The sequence below is a fragment of the Georgenia sp. Marseille-Q6866 genome, assembly GCF_965111665.1.
In genome coordinates this window covers 14380-33191 of record NZ_CBCOOR010000011.1, presented here as the reverse complement: position 1 = coordinate 33191, position 18812 = coordinate 14380, and the positions used below count along the sequence as shown (strand labels likewise).

Here is an 18812-nt window from a genome sequence, read left to right as displayed (position 1 = left end):
GGGCATGGCCCGCACGGTGGCGGAGAAGATGGGGGTGCGAGCGGGATCCCGCGCGCACGTCGTCGGGGCGCCTGCGGAGGCCCTCGCCGCCCTGCGCCTCCCCGAGCTCGAGCACGTCGCGGACGGCGACCTCGACTACGGCCACCTCTTCGTCACCCGCCAGGAGGAGATGCGCGTGGCCTTCCCGCCGCTCCGGGATCGGCTGGCCCCGGGCGGCACGCTGTGGGTGTCATGGCCCAAGGGCGGGCGGCTCGGCACCGACCTCACGATCCGGTCGGTCATCGCCATCGGCTACGACCTGGGCCTCGTCGAGAGCACCTGCCTGCGCGTGGACGACACGTGGTCGGCCCTGAAGTTCACCCGTCCGAAGCCCGGGAAGACCTACGCCAACAGCTACGGCACCCTGCCCGGCGCCTGAGACCGCCCGCTCAGCCGGCCAGGCGGTCCGCCCAGCGCCGCCCGGCATCCCCGCCCCACGCGTCCCACGCGACGCGGCCGGGGGACGGGAAGCCGGGTGTGTTGCCGCGGAACCCGGGAGCGTCACGGTCCACGACGTGCCGCGCGAAGTAGGCGTGCATCTTCGACAGGTCCTCCTCGCTCACCTCCTCGCCGCGCGCGAGCTGGTAGGCACGGTCGCGGCCGACGTCGGTGAACCCCTTGCCGGCCTTGCCCTCCTCGATCCAGCGGACGGCTCGGGCGGCGGCCTGCTGCACGCCCTGGGGTGGGGTCGCCACCGCTCAGCCTTCCTTCGTCAGGGCCCCGGGCCGGTGCGCGGCACGCTTGCCGCTGCTCCCGGACTCGACGATGTGCATCGGCTCGTCCTCGCTCGCAGTGAAGTGCTGCTTGGCGAGCTGGAAGTCCTTGGTGCGGGTGTCGACGACGACGCCGTGGGCGACCCCCTGCGGCGTGTTCCACGAGACGCGGTCGCCCTGGGACAGTGCCATGGTTCCTCCGTTCCGTCGGGGCGACCACGGTGGCACATCAGCTGGCCACCGGCACGCCCGCGAAGGCGCACCGGCGGGTGACGTGTCACCGTGTCCAGGCCGACAGGTGCGACCGACACGTCAGGGGAGCGGGATGAGCGAGGAACGACGCCGAGAGCTCGGCGAGACCGACTTCCCCGTGGAGCAGGAGCTCAAGGACGCCTTCGACAAGGTGATGGACGAGGGCGCCCAGCGGTTGCACCGCACGTTCCGCTCCGTCCTCATCACCGGGCTGTTCGGTGGGATGGAGGTGGGCCTGGGTGTCATGGCCTACCTGGCCGTGCTCCACGAGACCGACAACCACCTCCTCGCGGGCCTCGCCTTCGGTGCGGGCTTCATCGCCGTTCTCCTCGCGCACAGCGAGCTGTTCACCGAGGACTTCCTCGTGCCGGTCATGGGTCTGGTGACCCGCCAGGCGAGCATCTGGCAGCTCGCCAAGCTGTGGGCGGGGACGCTGGTGGCCAACCTCGCCGGCGGCTGGGTGTTCATGTGGATCGTCGTGCAGGCGTTCCCGGAGTGGTGGGGCACGCTCGAGGAGTCCGCCCGCCACTTCGTCGACGCCCCCTTCACCCTGCAGACCGTCTGCCTCGCGGTCCTCGGCGGCAGCACGATGACGCTGATGACCCGGATGCAGAAGGGCACGGACTCCGACATCGTCCGCGTCGTCGCGGGCGTCACCAGCGGCTTCCTGCTCGCCGGCCTGCAGCTCTTCCACTCGATCCTGGACTCGCTGCTGGTCTTCGGCGCCATCCACGCGGGCGCGAACATCGCCTTCCTCGACTGGCTCGCCTGGTTCGGCTACACCGTCTTCTTCAACGTCGTCGGCGGCATCGTCCTCGTGACGACGCTCCGGGTGGTGAGGTCCAAGGAGCTCGTCGTCCACTGGCGCGAGCAGGCGCCCGAGGACCCGGACACCGCCCACGAGCGGTAGCCCGGCCCAGCCTCACCACGCGGCGACAACCCCCGCCCGTCGCACGAAAAGCGTGCGAGGGGGGCCGGTGTCACCAGCGCGGGTGGATGGACTCCCGCAGGTCGCGGTCGTAGATCGTGCGGACGGCGTCGTCGAGCTCGGCGGGCAGCTCCAGGGAGCCGGCCGCGGCGTTGGCCCGGGCCTGCTCGGGGTTGCGCGCACCGGGGATGACGGACGAGACGCCGTCCTGGGCGGCCGCCCACGCGAGCGCCACCTGCGCCGTCGTCGCCTGCGGGACGAGGAGGCGGGCGACCGACGCGAACTCGGTGGCGGCGCGCACGCCCGTCTCGAAGTCGACGCCGGAGAAGGTCTCGCCGACGTCGAAGGCCTCACCGTGGCGGTTGAAGCTGCGGTGGTCGTTCTCCGCGAAGGTCGTCTCGGGGGTGTAGCGGCCGGAGAGCAGGCCGCTGGCGAGCGGTACGCGGGCGATGATCCCGACCCCGGCCTCACGGGCCGCCGGCAGCACCTGCTCCAGCGGCTTGAGGCGGAAGGCGTTGAGGATGATCTGGACGGTCGCGACGTTCGGGCGCGCGATCGCGGCCAGCGCCTCCTCGACCTTCTCCACACTCACGCCGTAGGCGGCGGTGACGCCCTCCTCGACGAGCGTGTCGAGGTCGTCGAAGACGCGGTCGATGCCGTACACCGCGGTGGGCGGGCAGTGGAGCTGGACGAGGTCGAGGGTGTCGACGCCGAGGTTGCGGCGCGAGCGGTCGGTCCACGCCCGGAAGTTGTCCATTGAGTAGTTCTCGCGCTCCTGCGGCAGGCGCCGGCCCATCTTCGTCGCGACCGTGACGTCCGTGCCGGGGTTGGCGCGGCGCCACTGGGCGATGATCGACTCGCTGCGGCCGTCACCGTAGACGTCGGCGGTGTCGAAGAAGGTGACGCCGGCCTCCGCGGAGGCGTCGAGGACGGCGAGGGCGTCGGCCTCGGCCACGTCCCCCCAGTCCGCGCCGAGCTGCCAGGTGCCGAGGCCGATGGCCGAGACGGTACGGCCGGTACGGCCCAGGGTGCGCGACTGCATGCTTCTCCTTCGATGCGGGTGGGGTGCGCCCAGGCTACCGGCGCCTTTGCGGTGTGCTCGCGGCGGCGCTGTGGTGGGATGGCAGGGTCGGCGCAGTTCCGGCGCCGCCGGCCTCCGGGCCGCCCCGTGTGCGAAGGAGAGACCCATGCCCAACCCCGTGGTCAACAAGGCGAGCACCGAGTGGAACGGCGAGCTGTTCACCGGCTCCGGCACCACCACCCTGGAGACCTCCGGCAAGGCGACCTTCGACGTCGCGTGGCAGTCCCGCGGTGAGCAGCAGGGCGGGACGACCACCCCCGAGGAGCTCATCGCCGCCGCCCACGCGACCTGCTACGCCATGCAGTTCTCCAACATGCTCAAGGAGAACGGCACCCCGCCCACCCAGCTCAACACGAGCGCGGCGGTCACTTTTGTCGCGGGCACCGGCATCACCGGCATCGAGCTCACCGTGCGCGGGACCGTCGAGGGCATCGACGCCGCGAGCTTCGACGAGCTGGCCCGCAAGGCCAAGGAGACCTGCCCGGTGAGCCAGGCGCTGGCCGGCACCGAGATCACCCTCGCGGACGTCCAGCTGGCCTGAGCCGCCCGTCCCGACGGCCGCGCCCCTGCCGCAGGGGAGAGCGTGCACGAGACGTGAGATTGATCCGCCAGGTGGATCAATCTCACGTCTCCGCACCACGCTCCTCCGTGCTCCCCTGCGGCGCGGAAGCTCTCCTGCGGCGCGGGACGGATGCGGGCGCCACCAGTCGTTCCGGTGAGCGAGCCGCACCGCCGGTCGCGGGCGACGGCGCGTGGCGGGGGACGTCGGTGGGCACCGATAGCCTGGGCGGATGGCGAGCACCCTGACCGTGGCCGACGTCGTCGGCCTCCTCGAGCAGCGATACCCGCCGCGGACGGCGGAGGGATGGGACGCCGTCGGCCTCGTGGCCGGTGACCCGGACGCGCCCGTCCGCACGGTGATGTTCGCCGTCGACCCCGTCCAGGCCGTCGTCGACGAGGCGATTGCCGCGGGCGTGGACCTGCTCGTCACCCACCACCCCCTCTACCTGCGCGGGACCACCTCGGTGGCCGCGACCAGCCCCAAGGGCCGGGTGGTCCACGACCTCGTCCGCGCCGGCTGCGCGCTGTACACCGCGCACACCAACGCCGACTCCGCCGTCGGGGGAGTGGCCGACGCGCTCGCCGACCTCCTCGACCTGCGCGAGCGCCAGCCGCTCACCCCGCACGACGCCGCCGCGCTCGACACGCTCACCGTCTTCGTCCCCCAGGACCACACGGGAGACGTCCTCGACGCGCTCGCCGCGGCCGGCGCGGGCGACATCGGCGACTACGACCGCTGCGCCTTCACCGTCGCCGGCCAGGGCACCTTCCGCGCCGGCGCGGCCGCCAACCCGACGATCGGCGAGCGGGGCGAGATCACCGAGGTGGCCGAGGACCGCCTCGAGATGACCCTGCCCCGTGAGCGCCGCACCGCCGTCGTCGCCGCGCTGCGCGCCGCCCACCCCTACGAGGAGCCGGCCTTCTCCGTCGTCGAGCACGCCGCCCACCCGGCGGGGACGGGCATCGGCCGCATCGGCGTCCTCCCGGAGCCCACCTCGCTGCGTGCCCTGGCCGAGCGCGTCGCGGCCGTCCTGCCCGCCACCGCGCAGGGCATCCGCGTGGCCGGGGACCTCGACGCCGAGGTGCGCCGGGTGGCCGTGTGCGGCGGCTCGGGCGACTCGCTGCTCGGCACCGTGCGCGCGCTGCGCGCCGACGTCTACCTCACCGCCGACCTGCGCCACCACCCGGCCTCCGAGGCGCTGGAGGCGGGCCCGCCCTACCTCATCGACGCCACCCACTGGGCCAGCGAGTGGCCCTGGCTGCCCGTCGCGGCGGCCCGGCTCGAGGAGGACGCGCGCGAGAGCGGCGCGAGCCTCCGCACACACGTGAGCACGACCGTCACAGACCCGTGGACGCTGCGCCTCGGCGCCCCCGACAATGGCACCACGACCGACAACGAGGGAGTCACCCCGTGACCACAGCCCCGGTGGCCGACCAGCGCCGACTGCTCGACATCCAGACGCTCGACACGCGCGCCGCGAAGCTGGCCCACCAGCGCCGCACCCTGCCCGTGCTCGAGACGATCGCCGAGCTCGAGGGCCGGCTCGAGGACCTGCGCAGCGCCCAGGTGGAGGAGCGCACCGTCGTCGGTGACATCCGCCGCGAGTTCGCCAAGGCGGAGTCCGACGTCGACCAGGTGCGCCAGCGCGCCACCCGCCACCAGGCCCGCCTCGACTCCGGTGCTGTCTCCGCCAAGGAGGCCCAGGCTCTCCAGTCCGAGCTCGAGCAGCTCGCCCGCCGCCAGGGCGACCTCGAGGAGACCGAGCTGGAGGTCATGGAGCGCCTGGAGGAGGCCGAGTCCCGCCTCGCCGAGCTCGGCGAGCAGGAGGCCGCCATCGCCGCGGACATCGCCCGGCACGTCGCGGCCCGCGACGCCGAGTGGGCCACCATCGACGGCCAGCTCGAGTCGGTCGCCAAGGAGCGCGCCGCCGCCGCGGAGAAGACCGACGCGGGGCTGCTGGCCCTGTACGACCGCGTCCGGGACCGCACCGGTGGCCTGGCCGCCGTCGCGCTGTACGGCTCGCGGACCGAGGGCACCCAGCTCGACTTCTCCCTCACCGAGCTCGACGCCATCCACTCGGCGCCCGCCGAGGAGGTCGTCCAGCACGAGGACTACGGCTACATCATCGTGAGGATGGAACCGAAGTGAACCAGGCCAGCCTCTTCGACGCCGAGCCCCTCGCCACCGCGGCGGAGGGCGCGGCCGAGCGGGGGCTGGTCCCCTCCGGGCGCGTGCTCGTCGTCGAGGCCGACGGCGGCTCCCGCGGCAACCCCGGCCCGGCCGGCTACGGCGCGCTCGTCCGCGAGGGCGAGGCCGTCCTCGCCGAGCGGGCCGAGTACCTCGGGGAGTGCTCGAACAACGTCGCCGAGTACAGCGGCCTGGTCGCCGGGCTGCGCGCGGCCGCCGAGATCGACCCGACGGCGCAGGTGGAGGTCCGCATGGACTCCCGGCTCGTCGTCGAGCAGATGTCAGGCCGCTGGAAGATCAAGCACGCGGACATGCGGCGCCTCGCCGACGAGGCCCGCGGGATCCTGCCCGCCGGCCAGGTCACCTACACGTGGGTCCCGCGCGCCGAGAACGGCGCCGCGGACGCGCTCGCCAACGCCGTCATGGACAGCCGAGGCGCCATCGACCGCACCCACGCCCCTTCCGCCGAGGGCGCAGGTCCCACCGACAGCGCAGCCGACGCCGACGACGGCGCGGGGCCGGCGTCGGACACCGACGAGGACTGGGACGACGAGCCGCCCATCCCCGACGTCGACACCAACGCGCCGTCCCTGTCCGACCCCGACGCGATCACCCTCGTCCTCGTCAGCCCGGGCTGGACCCCGCGCGACGGCGAGGAGGACCCCGAGCTCACCGACGACGGTCTGGCGCTGGCGGGTGCCGCGGCCGCCGTCGTCGACACGATCGGTTTCACGCTGTGGCCGCACCTGGCCCGTCCGAGCATGCTCCTCGCCTCCCCGCTCGTGCGCGCCCAGCAGACCGCCGAGCTCATCAGCGAGGTCGCCGACCTCGGCATCCCCACCGTCGACGACGACTTCGCCGCCGCCGCGCCCGGTGAGTCCCGCGCGGAACTCGCCGTCCGCGTCGAGCGCGCGCTGGCACGGCTGGACGACACCTGCGGCGGCTGCACGATCGTCGTCGCCGCCCACGCCGACGTCATCGCCGCGGTCATCGGCACGGTCGTCGAGGCACCCACCGAGGCCTGGGACGTCTTCCGCATCGCGCCCGGCACGATCAGCGTGGTGCGCCGGTGGAGCGGGCGCGGCGAGGTCCATGTCATGGGCTGCCCGGCGCAGCTGGTGGGCAGCGAGGTCGGCTAGACTCGGCGGGCGGATGAGTCGGCCAGGCGGTCGCGGCGCCCCTCGGGGCGACGAGGAACGTCCGGGCTCCGCAGAGCAGGGTGGTGGGTAACGCCCACCCGGGGTGACCCGCGGGACAGTGCCACAGAAAGTAGACCGCCGTCGCAGCCTCCGGGCCGCGGCGGTAAGGGTGAAAGGGTGGTGTAAGAGACCACCAGCGTGCCGGGTGACCGGTGCGGCTAGGTAAACCCCACCCGGAGCAAGACCAGACAGCAGGCGCCTGAGGGCTGCTCGCCCGAGCCTGCGGGTAGGTCGCTGGAGGCGTGCGGCAACGTACGTCGTAGATGGATGGCCGCCACCGCGGGCCGGTAACGGGCCGCGGGACAGAACCCGGCGTACCGGCCGACTCATCCGCCCTCGCGGCGCTCTGCTCCGCCGCAGGGTCGTCCACAGGCCGTCTCCGCGCACGCCCCGTCCACAGGCCGCGCTTCTGCCGCCGCGCGCGTCGGCCGACGACGCCACCCTGGGGCTCACGGCGGGCCCGTCCGCCGGCAGCCGGAGGAGGTCCCGTGCGCGTCCGCCCAGCCACCGTCATGCTCGCTGCCGTCGCCCTCGTGCTCGCCGGGTGCAGCCCCGGGCAGGAGTCCGCGCGGGAGTCGTCGTCCGGGAGACCGAGCGCGAGCGGGAGCCCCGAGCCGCTCGCAACTCCCGAGCCCGAGCCCGAGCCGGACTCCGCCGCCCCCGAGGGCCCCACGCTGCCCGCGGAGCTCGCCGCCCGCATGCCGCCCGAGGAGGAGATCGACGGCATGGTGCTCGAGGCCGAGGCGGCGTACGTCGCCCACCGCGCCGCGTACGACGCCGCGGCTCGTACCGGGTTCAGCGACCGCGAGCTGGTCGAGGAGCTCTTCGCCACCGCCACCGGTGACGTCCTCGAGGCGATCGAGGCTGAGGCAGCCGCCCTCGCCGAGGTCGGCCGGGTGGTGAACGGTCGCGCCGAGGTGCTCGGGATGGAGCTCTACTCCCTCGTCGTCCCGGAGACGGACGACGCGGGGCTCGGCATCACCTTCGACGCGTGCGTGCACATCGAGGGGGCGCTGGAGGAGAGTGACGGCACCGTGGTCTACGGGCTCGACGGCGACCCCCTCCATCTCGTCGTGCGCCTCACCGACCACGATGGTGCCTGGCTCGTGGCCACCCAGAGTGCACAGGATGGCCCGTGCCCGGAGCACCTCAGCGGCTGACGCGCCAAGCCACGGACGCGCGGCGGCGCCCTGCGGCGACTACCGTCGGCCACGAGCACCGCCGCGCCTTTCGGAGGACGACATGCGTGAGTATCTGGCCCGCGACGTCGCAGCGACAGCGGTCGCCGGCGTGGGCGCCTCCTGGGTGATGAACAGGGCGACCACGGCCTTCCAGAAACGGCAGTCCAAGGAGTCACGGCGGCGCGAGGAGGAGGCGAGCAGTGACGTCGCCTACGCCGCCCTCATGCAGCGAGCGGCCGGCGCCGTCGGCGGGCAGCTCGACGCCGGGACGGCGGAGCGGCTCGGCCTCGCCTTCCACTACGCCATGGGCACCGCCCTCGTCCCTGGTTACGTGCTCCTGCGCCGTCGCCTCGGTCTGCGGCCGCTGACGGCGGGGCTCACCCTCGGCCTGTCGGTCTCCCTCCTCGTCGACGAGGTCGCCAACCCCCTGGTCGGCTCGGCGGCGCCGCCCCAGGACTACCCGCTCGCGTCACACCTGCGGGGACTGGTTGGGCACGTCGCCTTCGGGCTCGCCGTGCCCGCCCTCTTCGAGACGACGACGGCGGTTCTCCGCCGCGTCAGCCGTCCTTGACGGCGGTGATGCTGTAGGTCGTCGGCACGGTCTGCCGCAGCGGCTCCGGGAAGGCCCACACGCCGTCGGTCTCCTCCATGAGGGGGTGGGCCGGCCACGGGACGGTCTGCTGCTCGTCGAAGCTCGTGATCCGCAGCCCGGCCCCGAGCAGGGAGCCGATGATCTCGGCCAGGGAGTGGGGCCACTCGTAGGTGCGCGCGTGCGCGATCGGCGTCGGGTCACCGGTGTAGGAGTAGGTGTCCACCCAGGTCTGGGAGAGCGTCGAGGGGAAGTAGCGGTAGCGCACCTCGAGGAGGTCGCTGCGGGCGTCGTCGAGCGTGTAGAGCATCGGGTGGCCGTCCCGGATGAAGAAGGTGCCGCCCGGTCGGAGCAGCCGGGAGATGCTGCGCGCCCAGGCGCCGAGGTCGGGCAGCCAGGTGACCGTGCCGATGCTCGTGTAGACGACGTCGAAAGTGTCGTCGACGGCGTCGGCCGCGTGCTGCACGTCTGCCTCGACGAAGCGCGCCTCGAGGCCGCACTCGCGCGCGAGGCCGCGGGCGATCTCCAGGCTGCGCGGGGACAGGTCGACGCCGGTGACGCGGGCACCGAGCCTGGCGAGGGACAGCGTGTCCTTGCCGACGTGGCACTGGAGGTGCACGACGTCGAGACCGGCGACGGTCCCGCCCGGCAGGTGCGGCCCGAGGATGGCGAGGTCCTCGGCGGCGACGTCGCTGACCCGGCCCGGGTCGGCGGCGAACCCGGGCAGGTCGTACATCGCCGACGCGGCGTGGATGTCGGCGCGGTCGTCCCAGTTCTCCCGGTTGGCGCGCAGGGCGTCCTCACGGTCGACGGAGACGTCGGCGCCGGACGGGGCCTCGCCGGACGGGGTGTCACCGGCCGGCGGGAAGGTGCTCATCGCCGGGACGGTACCGTCGCAGCGGCCCGCAGCCCAGCGGTTTTCAACCCCCCCCGTAGGCACCGCCCCCGCGCGACCTCAGCGGGCGCCGGCCGGTGCGGTGAACCGGGCGAGCGCCACCACGTGCTCCCCGCCGTCGTCGTCCAGCTGCGTCCACGCGAGGAAGGGCCCGCCGCACACGGTCGTGCCGTCCCCGGCACCGGTGGGCAGCGCGCTCACCTCCCCGGTCGCGGGGTCGAAGACGTAGGTCGTGGACGGCCCGTCGGCGGGGGAGGCCGCCCACACGGCACGCTCGCCGCACACCGCGAGCGACCCGGGCACGACGCTCGTGCCGGGCACCGCGAGGAGGCGCTGGACCTCCGGCCCCTCGGTCGTGCCGACGAAGACGTCCGCCTCGTCCGTCCAGGCGACGACCTCCCCGCCGCCAGCGGCGAGCTCGAGGACCGAGGCGCCGTCGAGCTCCACGAGCGTCCGGGCATCGCCGCCCGGCGTGACGAGGTCGATGCTCGTCCCCGCGGCAGGCGCCTGCGCGTCGCCGTCCGCGTCCACGCCGACGACGTCCCTGTCCTCCAGGCGCAGCGTCACCCAGCCGCCCGCGACACCGGCGGGCATCGTCGCGAGCTCCGCCTCGACCCGCAGCTCCCCGCCGGACACCGGCACGGACACGAGCCGGGTGCGCAGGGTGCCGTCCTCCCGCGCCTGCGCCGTCTCCCAGCCGACACGGTCCCCGGACGCGGTCAGACTCGGGTGGCCCGCGAGACCGGCGCGCTCCGTGTCGGGGACCACCTGCTCCGAGCGGGCCAGGAGGACCGGGGCATCGCCTGCGCTCGCGAACACGCGCCAGTCGGTCGTGCCGATCTGCACGCCCGTGGTCTCGTGCCACGCCGGGGACTCCCCGGCGAAGGTCCCGCTCACCACCTGCCGGTGCGCCTCACCGAGGGCCTCGGTGCGCCCCAGGGGCTGGAGCCCGGTCCCGGTCCACAGGTGCACCGGCGTCGTCGCGAGCAGCTCCAGCGAGCCGGCGTCGAAGGAGCCGGGGGCGAAGGTCGAGACGAGCACCTCCCCGGACGGGGAGACGGCCAGCGGCGTCACGGTCGGGTCCTCGCCCTCGCGGTAGGGCAGGGTGCGGACGACCTCGACGCCGGCCTCGGGGGCGTCCTGCGGCGCCGGGAGGCTCAGCTCGGTGACCGCCAGCGGGGACCCGTCCGGCCCGGAGAGGCCCGACACGGCCGGCGCCGCGCTCCGCTCGGGGGCGACCGCCGCCGGCTCGGCGCCGTCACAGGCGCTGACGGCGAGGACGGCGAGCGCCCCCAGGGCCACAAGGCGGTGTCGCGGCACGTGCTCCCCCTGTCGACGGGGCGCCGGGCGGCGCCTCACCGGCACAGTAGTGGCGCGAGCGTGCCGCAGGGGCCGGTTCGCGACGGCGGTTGCGAACGGTCGCGCGCCGACGCCGGGGTCGGCGCGGCGGGGGGCGCGGAATACCACCGCGTGGGCGTCCCGCGCTGTGTCACGATGATCCGCACCACCCACCCACCGGCAGGAGCCCACGTGACGAGCGACGTCGCCCACCGCCCCGCCGAGCCGCGCACGGGGTCCCCGGTCCTCGAGGTCACCGGCCTCGTTCGCCGCTTCGGTGACCTCACCGCCGTCGACGGCGTCTCCTTCCGGATCGCACCGGGGGAGACGTACGGGCTGCTCGGTCCCAACGGCGCCGGCAAGACGACGACGATCTCGATGGTCGCGGGCCTTCTCGCCGCCGACGACGGCGAGGTGACCGTGGGCGGGCGACGGATGGGCCCGCGCGAGGTCGAGCCCAAGCGCTACCTCGGTCTCGTCCCGCAGGACCTCGCGATCTACCCCGAGCTGACCGCCCGGGAGAACCTCCAGTTCTTCGGGCGCCTCCACGGCCTGGGCGGCGCCGCGCTCAAGCGCCGGACGGCCGAGGTGCTCGACCTCATCGGCCTCACCGACCGCGCCAAGGACGCCACCAAGGAGTTCTCCGGCGGGATGAAGCGCCGGCTCAACATCGGCATCGGGCTGCTCCACAGCCCCGAGCTCCTCATCCTCGACGAGCCCACCGTCGGCGTGGACCCGCAGTCGCGCAACGCGATCCTCGAGTCGGTCGAGGCGCTGTCGACCGAGGGCATGGCCGTCCTCTACACGACCCACTACATGGAGGAGGCCGAGCGGCTGTGCGACCGCATCGGCATCATCGACGCCGGCCGCCTCCAGGCCGAGGGCACCCGCGAGGAGCTCATCCGGATCATCGGTGAGCTCGACGAGATCCGCCTCGTCGGCACCGGGGACACCGCCGCCGCGGCCACCGCGCTGCGCGGACTGCCCGCCGTCGAGAACGTCGTCGTCGAGGGGCGCGACCTCGTCCTCCACCTGCGCCAGGCCCCGACGGCGGTGGCCGGGGTCGTGACGACCGCCGGCCGCAGCGGGATGGAGCTGTCCGACGTCGAGATCACCCGCCCCGACCTCGAGTCCGTCTTCCTCCACCTCACCGGCAAGGCGCTGCGGGACTGACATGCGACCGCTCCTCACCATGGCCGCCAGCGACCTGCGCCAGCGCGTGCGCGACCGCTCGGTCCTCATCATGGGCGTGCTCGTGCCGGTGGCCCTCATGTTCGTCATGAACCTCGTCTTCTCCGGCAGCGACGCCCCCGAGCTGGGCGCCGTCACCGTCGCGGCTGCCGTCCCCGCCGAGGACGAGCTCGCGGCCACCCTCCTCGCCACCCTCGAGGGGATCGAGGACTTCGCGGTGACCGTCGAGCCCGTCGCCGCCGACGAGGTGCGCCCGCTCGCCGAGTCCGGCGACGCCGCACTCGGGATCGTCGTGCCCGAGGGCTTCGGGGCGGCCGTCACCGCGGGAGAGCCGGTCACGGTCGAGCTCGTCGAGGGTGACGGCGCGGGGCTGGAGACCGACGTCCTGCTCCTCGTCGTCCGCGGGGTCACCGAGCAGATGACCGCCGGGACCGTCGCCACGCGGGCCGGCGCCGCCGTCGGGCTCCCCGACGAGGCGGTGGGTGCGGTGGGCCGGCAGGTGGCCCAGGCACCCCCCGCCCTGACGACCGTCGAGGGCACGACGGCGACCGAGCAGCTCGACCCCGCCGCCACCACGGTCGCCGGGCAGGCGGGTCTGTTCCTCCTGTTCACCGTGGGCTTCGGCGTGCTCGCCCTCGTCAACGAGCGCGAGCAGGGGACCCTCGCGCGGCTGCGGTCGATGCCCATCCGCCCCGGCCTCATAGTCGGGGCCAAGGCGCTGTCGAGCTACGTCCTCGGCGTCACCGCCACCCTCGTGCTCCTCGGGGCCGGCACGCTCCTGTTCGACGTGGACTTCGGCTCCGAGCCGGTCGTCCTCGTCCTCGTCCTGAGCGTCGTCGCGGCGGCCACCTCGCTCATGTTCGTCGTCGCCCGGGTGGCGCGCACCGCCGAGCAGGCCGGGGTCGCGCAGGCGATCCTCGCCGTCGTCCTCGGGCTGGCCGGCGGCGCGTTCTTCCCCGTCGCCGCGGGCGGGTTGGCGGCCACCCTCCTCGACCTCAACCCGGTCTCCGCCTTCACCCGCGCGCTCGGCATCACCGCCGGCGGCGGGGGACTGGCCGACGTCGCCGGGCCGGTCGGCATGATGCTCGCCTTCGCCGCGGTGCTCGCGCTGCTCTCCCGGCTCGTGCCCGACCGCGGGGTGACGTCGTGAGGGCGCCGCTGGCGATCGCCGGCACCGAGCTGCGCCGCTTCGTGCGGGACCGCTCGAACATCTTCTTCGCGCTCATCTTCCCGCTGCTCCTCGTCGTCGTCATCGGGCTGCAGTTCGGCGGCGGCGGCCCCTCGGGCCGGGTGGCCCTCACCGGCAGCGGCGGCGAGCTGAGCACCGCGCTCACGGCCGAGCTCACCGACGCCGGTGGCACCGTGAGCGCGACCGACCCCGAGGAGATGCGCGAGCTCGTCGCCCGCGGGCGGGTGGACATCGGCCTGCTCGTCGACGACGCCGCCGAGGAGGCCTTCGCGGCCGGTGCCCCCGCCGAGGTCGAGCTCATCTCCTCCTCCGACGCCGGTGCACCGGCCGCCGCCCAGCTCGTGCGGACCGCCCTGCAGACCCTGTCCCTGGACCGCGCCCAGCTCACCGCCCTGACCGACGCCGGCGTCCCCGCGGCCGAGGCGGACGCCGCGCTCGCCGCGGCACGGGAGGCGGTGGCCCCGGTGGAGCTGAGCGCCGTCGACGTCGACGAGATCGCCCAGGAGCTCGGCGGCCTGGGCCAGTTCGACCTCGGCGCGGCGACGATGGTGCTGCTCTTCGTCTTCCTCTCGACGCTCGGCAGCGCGGTCACCCTCATCCAGTCCCGCCGCCTCGGCGTCCAGGGGCGGGTGCTCGCCGCGCCGGTGTCCGGCGCACAGGCGATCCTCGGCCAGGTCCTCGGCCGGTGGGTCATCGCCAGCTTCCAGGGCGTCTACATCATGGTCGCCAGCGTGCTGATCTTCGGCGTCGACTTCGGGGACGTCGGCCTGGCGCTGCTCATCGTCCTCGTCTTCGGGCTCGTGGCCACCGGCGCGGCCATGGTGCTGGGCTCCCTCATGGACCACGAGGGCGCGGCCAACGGGGTGGGCGTGGGCCTCGGGCTCGTCCTCGCCGCGCTCGGCGGGTGCATGTTCCCCCTCGAGCTCATGCCCGACACCCTGCGCACCGTCGCCCACGCCACCCCGCACGCCTGGGGCTACGAGGCCTTCGCCGAGATCCAGCGCCACGACGGCGGCCTGGCCGACATCGCGCCCCAGCTCGGCGTGCTCGCGGCGATGGCCGTGGTCCTCGTCGGGCTCGGCGCCTGGGCGCTGCGCCGCAGCGTCGCCCGGGCCATGTAGCGTCCGCCGGCCCACCCCCCGCCCGCGTAGCATCGGTCCATGGCCGAGGACTCCGTGCGCGTGGACAGCTGGCTGTGGGCGGTGCGGATCTTCAAGACCCGCAGCCAGGCCCAGGCCGCCTGCCGCGGTGGCCACGTGCGCGTCGACGGTGACCGTGCCAAGCCCGCCACGCTCGTCGGGACCGGCAGCCGGGTGGTCGTGACCGGCGGGCCGCAGGAGCGCACCGTCGTCGTCCAGCGGCCGCTGCGCAAGCGCGTCGGTGCGCCGCTCGCCGCCCAGGCGATGATCGACGAGACCCCGCCGCCCCCGCCGAAGGTCGAGCAGGCCGCCGTCCCGGTCCGGGAGCGCGGCGCCGGGCGGCCCACCAAGCGCGAGCGGCGCGACCTCACCCGGCTGCGCGGCTACTAGGGGGAGTTCTCCCCATGGGGAGAACCGTCCCGACGCGCCCGGGTGAGGTAGAAATGTCGCAGCACGTCCCGACGGCGCAAGCCGTCCCGACTCGAGGATTGGCAGGACATGCCCGACGTACAGGTGGACACCGAGCTTCTCAAGGAGGCCGGTGCGCAGCTTCGCAACGTCGTCGAGACCTTCACCTACGCGAAGGACGACGCCCACGCACTCGCCGACCACGTCGGCCACGGCGGCCTGGCCAAGCGCGTGCGCAACTTCGCCGACAACTGGCAGAGCCGGCGCCAGGACATGCTCGAGACCATCGGCACGCTCGGTGACGTCTCCGAGGGCGTGGGCATCGCCTTCGACGAGTGGGACGCCCAGCTCGCCCGCGCGGTCTCCGTCGACCCGGAGACCACGACCGGTCCGGTGATGGCACCGTGACCGACTGGAGCCCGCTCGGCTGGCACGAGGACCCGGTTCCCGGCTCTCCCGACAGCGTCCAGGACGGTGCGGACGCGATGGCCGCCGTCGCGACGACGATCTCGGAGGCCGCGGAGAACCTGCGCAGCATCGCCTCCTCCGAGGGCCAGGTGAGCCTCGCCGTCGACGCCTTCCGCGAGCGCGCACTCGAGGTGGCCGGGCAGATCGAGCTCGTCCACGACCGCTACTCCGGTGCGGCCGACGCGCTGTCCGGGTACGTCGAGCCCCTGCGCTCGGCGCAGAGCCTCGCCCGCCAGGCACTGGAGGAGGCAACCGCGGCCCGCACGGCGCTCACGACCGCCGACGCCGACGTGTACACCGCCGAGCAGGGCCTGGCGCACACCCTGCCGGAGGACATGGACCGCGCCAACGAGACGCTGAGCGACGCCTACACGGCCCGCGCCGGGGCGCAGGAGGCGCTGGACGACGCCGTCATCAAGCTCAACACGGCGATCGGGAACCGCGACGCCGCCGCCGAGAGCGCGATGTCGCTCATCGACGAGGCGCTCGAGGCCAACGGCCTGGACGACAACGGCTGGCGCCAGTTCCTCAACAAGAACGCCGAGCTCCTCGACGGGATCGCCAAGGGGCTCGCCATCGCGGGGGCTGTGCTCGCGGTGGTCGCCATGTTCATCCCGGGCGTCAACATCCTCGTCGGCCTCGGCATCGGCCTGGGAGCGGCCGCCATCAACTTCGCCCTCGCGGAGAACGGCAACAAGGGCTGGCAGGACTTCGCGTGGGACGTCGTCGGCCTCGCCACCCTCGGGGCCGGCAAGCTCGTGGGTGTCGCCATGCGCGGCCGCGCCGCAGCCCGCGCCGCCCAGGTGAGCAGCAGCCGGTCCAACGTGCTGGCGGGACCGGCCGTCCCGCGCGGCCGGACGATGCCCCACGGGCGCCACCGTCCCGGTGGGCAGGCGCGCAACCGCCAACGACGCCAGCGCATCGAGCGGGGACGCCAGGCGCAGGCGGCGGAGTACTCGCAGATGACCTACCGGCCTGACTCGACCGTGCTCCGACCCTCCTCGCTGGTGGAGGCCGCGCGGCACAACATCTCCCAGAACGGCTGGAACGTCCTGCGCGCGGGAGGTGGCGACGCCTACCAGATGTCCTACTACAACGCGATGCGCGCCCCCGGCATGGGTGGCGGGCAGGCGGCGGCCAGCATGTCCCACATGGCCAACGTCAACGGCACCCTCGCCAACGCCGGGACGGTCCACACGATCATCGGGGCCGACCTCTCCGGCTTCCCGCGCCCCGGCGCGGACTGGGTGGGCGGGCAGCTCGACTCGCTGATCTCCGACCAGCCGCTGCAGGACGACGTGACGAGCCGCCGGTGACCAGCGCTCTGCGCCAGCTCCTCGCCACGCCCACCCGCCAGTTCCAGGTGGTGGGCGTGCTCGTCGTCGCGGTCTTCGCCTGGGTGTCCCTTCCCGTGCACGCCGGCCGCTCGTGGCTGCCGCGCGGGGGGCTCGCGGAGACCTTCGCCGACCTCACGGCGGGGGACATGACCACCCGCTTCGTCTCGTTCTACCTCTACCTCGTCGTGTGGGGCGGCATCGTCGCGATCTGCGCCCTGGCCGTGTGGGGTGCGGTGCTCGGGGTCCACTCGGCCGTGGGGGCCTGGCGCCAGGCGGTGTCCGGCGCGTCGTCCGTCCCCAGCGGCGACGACTACGTGCCGCCGATCCTCGCGTTCTGGGGCTCGGTGCTGCTCGGCGTGCTCACCCACCACGTCTCGGCGAACGTCGCGCCCGTGAGCACCGCGCCGATCTGGGACGACGTGTACGGCGCCTCCCTGCCGGCCGTGCTCCTGTGGGCGGCCACCGCACTGCTCACCGCTCTCGCCGCGCTGCACCGCGCAGTCTTCAGCCGCCAGGGCGAGCGCGAGCGGGAGCGCCGCCGCGTGGAGGGACGCGCACGCGCCGCCGAGCGCCGTGCCGCAACCAAGGACGCCAGGCGCGTGGGACGGGACGGACGATGAGCACCACCGCACAGCAGGGCCGCTTCACCCTCGTGCTCCCGCCCGGCTGGTCACGCATCCCGCTCGGGAGCGGCTCCCGCGCCGCCGTCCGCGCCGTCGTCGACCGTGCCGTCGCCGGCCTGGACGACCGGCGCGCCGTCGACGTGCGCCGCCGTCTCCAGCAGCTGCTCAGCGAGCAGGTGCAGGCGGCGCAGGCGCAGTCCGGCGTCGAGCTCTACCTGCCCACCGAGCCGGTCCACGGCATCAGCGTGCCCGCTTCCGTCGTCGTCAGCCTGCCGCCGGTGGGGGCCGACGCGGACCCCATGGACCTCCTCCTCGCCGTCGCCGCCAAGCGCCGGGGCGCGCAGGTCGTCGACGTCGGCGGCAAGCCGGCCGTGCGGACCGAGGACCGCCAGGAGTCCGCCCCGCTCGGCGAGATCTTCGCCGAGACGCACGCCGCGGCCCGGCAGATCGTCCACTTCCTCGCCGACCCAGACGACCGCAGCCGCTACGCCGTCGTCTCCGGCACCGTCCTGGAGTCGACGGCGGAGGGTGGCGCCGCCGTGGCGGACGCCGTCACCGAGCTCGTCGACGCCCTCGTCTCGACCTTCCGGTGGGTGGGCTGATGCGCACGCTCGTCCTGGGCGCCGACCCCGACCCCGAGCTGTGGGTGCGGGTGCCCTCGCGCTACCCCGACGACGACGCCGCCACGCCCGAGGAGTGGGCCCGCACCGTGGCCGTCGAGCGCGGCGCCGACTCCGCCGAGCTGCTCGAGCGGCTGCTCCTCGACCTCGCCCTGAGCGAGCAGCGGACCGCGGACGGCACCGTGTACCTCTACCTGCCCCCCGACGGCGCGCCGATGCAGAAGGTGCGGCTGCGCGCGGTTCCGACGGCCGAGCTCGGCGCGGCCGTGCCGGGGTCGCCGCTCGACACGGCCGAGGACACCGTCGAGGCCGAGAATCTCGGCCGGGGCACCCGCAGCATCGTCGCCGGACTGGCGCACGAGAGCACCGCGGACCTCCTCGTCACCGTCGTCTACCGGTGGGACGTCGAGTGGGTGAGCGTCCTGCTCACGATGGCCACCCTCCACCCCGGCGAGGCCGTCGCGATGATCGACAGCCTGGACGAGCTGGCTCACGACATCTGGGTCGAGGACGAGAGCGGGGAGCTCGTGACGGTGACGGAGGCGGCCGATGTCTGAGCGTCCGGACGAGAAGGCGGGCAAGCTTCCCTACGACGTGGCGGCCGCGGCCGTCCGCGCGGGGGACGCGAAGTACCTCACCGACGAGGAGAAGGACATGGTCGGCGCCGGCGGTGGCGTCTGGACCATGGCGGCGCTGTTCCTCGGCATCTTCGGCCTCGGTCCCCTCGGGCTGGTGGCGGGCGTCTACGCGCGGCGCGCGGATCGCCTCTCCTCGTGGCTGGTGACCCTGGGCATGCTGCTCAGCGGTGTCCACACCGCCCTGCTGGCCCTCGCCCTCGTGCTGGCCGTCGCGACCGGCTAGCGCCGCGCCCCG

Annotated in this window: 23 protein-coding genes and 1 other RNA gene; 19 read left to right on the top strand and 5 right to left on the bottom strand. The window is 74.2% G+C overall.

Annotated elements, in window-relative coordinates; all coding sequences use genetic code 11:
* Positions 1 to 4 precede the first annotated feature (4 nt).
* Positions 5 to 418, top strand: coding sequence for a hypothetical protein (locus tag ACWPXV_RS10720; protein ID WP_454085228.1), 414 nt, complete (start codon positions 5 to 7; stop codon positions 416 to 418).
* 10 nt (positions 419 to 428) lie between these two features.
* Here the strand turns inward: ACWPXV_RS10720 and ACWPXV_RS10715 are convergent, their stop codons facing one another.
* Positions 429 to 734, bottom strand: a complete 306-nt coding sequence (locus ACWPXV_RS10715) for a hypothetical protein (RefSeq protein ID WP_454085227.1) — start codon at positions 732 to 734, stop codon at positions 429 to 431.
* 3 nt (positions 735 to 737) lie between these two features.
* Positions 738 to 944 carry a DUF2945 domain-containing protein gene (locus tag ACWPXV_RS10710; protein WP_454085226.1) on the bottom strand — a complete coding sequence of 69 codons (207 nt, stop codon included), beginning with the start codon at positions 942 to 944 and terminating at the stop codon, positions 738 to 740.
* 133 nt (positions 945 to 1077) lie between these two features.
* Here ACWPXV_RS10710 and ACWPXV_RS10705 point away from each other — a divergent pair, with 133 nt between their 5' ends.
* Positions 1078 to 1914: a formate/nitrite transporter family protein gene (locus ACWPXV_RS10705; RefSeq protein ID WP_454085225.1), complete on the top strand. Its 837-nt coding sequence runs from the start codon at positions 1078 to 1080 to the stop codon at positions 1912 to 1914.
* A gap of 70 nt (positions 1915 to 1984) precedes the next feature.
* On the opposite strand, the gene ACWPXV_RS10700 is transcribed toward ACWPXV_RS10705, so the two are convergent.
* Positions 1985 to 2974, bottom strand: a complete 990-nt coding sequence (locus ACWPXV_RS10700) for an aldo/keto reductase (RefSeq protein WP_454085224.1) — start codon at positions 2972 to 2974, stop codon at positions 1985 to 1987.
* Positions 2975 to 3119: 145 nt separating this feature from the next.
* On the opposite strand from ACWPXV_RS10700, the gene ACWPXV_RS10695 reads away from it, so the two are divergent.
* From ACWPXV_RS10695 to ACWPXV_RS10665, 7 genes are all read left to right on the top strand, one after another.
* Complete coding sequence (locus ACWPXV_RS10695) at positions 3120 to 3554, top strand: OsmC family peroxiredoxin (protein WP_454085223.1); 435 nt, start codon at positions 3120 to 3122, stop codon at positions 3552 to 3554.
* Positions 3555 to 3804: 250 nt separating this feature from the next.
* The gene (locus ACWPXV_RS10690) at positions 3805 to 4989 is read left to right on the top strand and encodes a Nif3-like dinuclear metal center hexameric protein (protein WP_454085222.1); all 1185 of its coding nucleotides are present in this window, start codon (positions 3805 to 3807) and stop codon (positions 4987 to 4989) included.
* The gene (locus tag ACWPXV_RS10685; RefSeq protein WP_454085221.1) at positions 4986 to 5723 is read left to right on the top strand and encodes a zinc ribbon domain-containing protein; all 738 of its coding nucleotides are present in this window, start codon (positions 4986 to 4988) and stop codon (positions 5721 to 5723) included. The genes ACWPXV_RS10690 and ACWPXV_RS10685 overlap by 4 nt, the downstream gene beginning before the upstream one ends.
* Entirely contained in the window at positions 5720 to 6901 is a 1182-nt protein-coding gene (locus tag ACWPXV_RS10680) for a histidine phosphatase family protein (protein WP_454085220.1), read from the top strand. Before ACWPXV_RS10685 ends, ACWPXV_RS10680 begins: the two co-directional genes overlap by 4 nt.
* A gap of 14 nt (positions 6902 to 6915) precedes the next feature.
* Positions 6916 to 7294: RNase P RNA component class A (rnpB, locus tag ACWPXV_RS10675), an RNA gene on the top strand.
* 155 nt (positions 7295 to 7449) lie between these two features.
* Positions 7450 to 8121 carry a hypothetical protein gene (locus ACWPXV_RS10670; protein ID WP_454085219.1) on the top strand — a complete coding sequence of 224 codons (672 nt, stop codon included), beginning with the start codon at positions 7450 to 7452 and terminating at the stop codon, positions 8119 to 8121.
* Between the two features lie 82 nt (positions 8122 to 8203).
* Positions 8204 to 8713, top strand: a complete 510-nt coding sequence (locus ACWPXV_RS10665) for a DUF1440 domain-containing protein (RefSeq protein WP_454085218.1) — start codon at positions 8204 to 8206, stop codon at positions 8711 to 8713.
* Here ACWPXV_RS10665 and ACWPXV_RS10660 read toward each other — a convergent pair.
* A complete protein-coding gene (locus ACWPXV_RS10660; protein ID WP_454085217.1) occupies positions 8700 to 9608 on the bottom strand; it encodes a class I SAM-dependent methyltransferase in 909 nt (302 codons plus the stop codon). The two genes, ACWPXV_RS10665 and ACWPXV_RS10660, sit on opposite strands and share 14 nt — an antisense overlap.
* A gap of 78 nt (positions 9609 to 9686) precedes the next feature.
* A complete protein-coding gene (locus tag ACWPXV_RS10655) occupies positions 9687 to 10946 on the bottom strand; it encodes a hypothetical protein (RefSeq protein ID WP_454085216.1) in 1260 nt (419 codons plus the stop codon).
* Positions 10947 to 11156: 210 nt separating this feature from the next.
* Here ACWPXV_RS10655 and ACWPXV_RS10650 point away from each other — a divergent pair, with 210 nt between their 5' ends.
* The 10 genes from ACWPXV_RS10650 to ACWPXV_RS10605 all read left to right on the top strand — a co-directional run bounded on the left by ACWPXV_RS10650 (position 11157) and on the right by ACWPXV_RS10605 (position 18800).
* Positions 11157 to 12137, top strand: coding sequence for an ABC transporter ATP-binding protein (locus tag ACWPXV_RS10650; RefSeq protein WP_454085215.1), 981 nt, complete (start codon positions 11157 to 11159; stop codon positions 12135 to 12137).
* A 1-nt stretch (position 12138) separates the two neighbouring features.
* Positions 12139 to 13305, top strand: coding sequence for an ABC transporter permease (locus tag ACWPXV_RS10645; RefSeq protein ID WP_454085214.1), 1167 nt, complete (start codon positions 12139 to 12141; stop codon positions 13303 to 13305).
* Positions 13302 to 14465 (top strand): ABC transporter permease, encoded by a 1164-nt coding sequence (locus tag ACWPXV_RS10640; protein WP_454085213.1) that lies wholly within the window; start codon positions 13302 to 13304, stop codon positions 14463 to 14465. The genes ACWPXV_RS10645 and ACWPXV_RS10640 overlap by 4 nt, the downstream gene beginning before the upstream one ends.
* Before the next feature lie 39 nt (positions 14466 to 14504).
* Entirely contained in the window at positions 14505 to 14873 is a 369-nt protein-coding gene (locus tag ACWPXV_RS10635; RefSeq protein ID WP_251302741.1) for an RNA-binding S4 domain-containing protein, read from the top strand.
* 108 nt (positions 14874 to 14981) lie between these two features.
* Positions 14982 to 15299, top strand: a complete 318-nt coding sequence (locus ACWPXV_RS10630; protein ID WP_454085212.1) for a hypothetical protein — start codon at positions 14982 to 14984, stop codon at positions 15297 to 15299.
* Entirely contained in the window at positions 15227 to 16675 is a 1449-nt protein-coding gene (locus ACWPXV_RS10625) for a putative T7SS-secreted protein (protein WP_454085211.1), read from the top strand. Before ACWPXV_RS10630 ends, ACWPXV_RS10625 begins: the two co-directional genes overlap by 73 nt.
* Positions 16672 to 17316, top strand: coding sequence for a hypothetical protein (locus tag ACWPXV_RS10620; protein ID WP_454085210.1), 645 nt, complete (start codon positions 16672 to 16674; stop codon positions 17314 to 17316). The genes ACWPXV_RS10625 and ACWPXV_RS10620 overlap by 4 nt, the downstream gene beginning before the upstream one ends.
* Positions 17313 to 17921 carry a hypothetical protein gene (locus ACWPXV_RS10615; protein ID WP_454085209.1) on the top strand — a complete coding sequence of 203 codons (609 nt, stop codon included), beginning with the start codon at positions 17313 to 17315 and terminating at the stop codon, positions 17919 to 17921. Before ACWPXV_RS10620 ends, ACWPXV_RS10615 begins: the two co-directional genes overlap by 4 nt.
* A complete protein-coding gene (locus ACWPXV_RS10610; protein WP_454085208.1) occupies positions 17921 to 18496 on the top strand; it encodes a hypothetical protein in 576 nt (191 codons plus the stop codon). The genes ACWPXV_RS10615 and ACWPXV_RS10610 overlap by 1 nt, the downstream gene beginning before the upstream one ends.
* Complete coding sequence (locus ACWPXV_RS10605) at positions 18489 to 18800, top strand: hypothetical protein (protein WP_454085207.1); 312 nt, start codon at positions 18489 to 18491, stop codon at positions 18798 to 18800. Before ACWPXV_RS10610 ends, ACWPXV_RS10605 begins: the two co-directional genes overlap by 8 nt.
* Positions 18801 to 18812: the final 12 nt, after the last annotated feature.

Coding starts and splice junctions, on each gene's coding strand:
- ACWPXV_RS10720 (WP_454085228.1), top strand. CDS start 5: ATGGCCCGCACGGTGGCGGAGAAGATGGGGGTGCGAGCGGGATCCCGC.
- ACWPXV_RS10710 (WP_454085226.1), bottom strand. CDS start 944: ATGGCACTGTCCCAGGGCGACCGCGTCTCGTGGAACACGCCGCAGGGG.
- ACWPXV_RS10705 (WP_454085225.1), top strand. CDS start 1,078: ATGAGCGAGGAACGACGCCGAGAGCTCGGCGAGACCGACTTCCCCGTG.
- ACWPXV_RS10700 (WP_454085224.1), bottom strand. CDS start 2,974: ATGCAGTCGCGCACCCTGGGCCGTACCGGCCGTACCGTCTCGGCCATC.
- ACWPXV_RS10695 (WP_454085223.1), top strand. CDS start 3,120: ATGCCCAACCCCGTGGTCAACAAGGCGAGCACCGAGTGGAACGGCGAG.
- ACWPXV_RS10690 (WP_454085222.1), top strand. CDS start 3,805: ATGGCGAGCACCCTGACCGTGGCCGACGTCGTCGGCCTCCTCGAGCAG.
- ACWPXV_RS10665 (WP_454085218.1), top strand. CDS start 8,204: ATGCGTGAGTATCTGGCCCGCGACGTCGCAGCGACAGCGGTCGCCGGC.
- ACWPXV_RS10660 (WP_454085217.1), bottom strand. CDS start 9,608: ATGAGCACCTTCCCGCCGGCCGGTGACACCCCGTCCGGCGAGGCCCCG.
- ACWPXV_RS10645 (WP_454085214.1), top strand. CDS start 12,139: ATGCGACCGCTCCTCACCATGGCCGCCAGCGACCTGCGCCAGCGCGTG.
- ACWPXV_RS10635 (WP_251302741.1), top strand. CDS start 14,505: ATGGCCGAGGACTCCGTGCGCGTGGACAGCTGGCTGTGGGCGGTGCGG.
- ACWPXV_RS10630 (WP_454085212.1), top strand. CDS start 14,982: ATGCCCGACGTACAGGTGGACACCGAGCTTCTCAAGGAGGCCGGTGCG.
- ACWPXV_RS10615 (WP_454085209.1), top strand. CDS start 17,313: ATGAGCACCACCGCACAGCAGGGCCGCTTCACCCTCGTGCTCCCGCCC.
- ACWPXV_RS10610 (WP_454085208.1), top strand. CDS start 17,921: ATGCGCACGCTCGTCCTGGGCGCCGACCCCGACCCCGAGCTGTGGGTG.
- ACWPXV_RS10605 (WP_454085207.1), top strand. CDS start 18,489: ATGTCTGAGCGTCCGGACGAGAAGGCGGGCAAGCTTCCCTACGACGTG.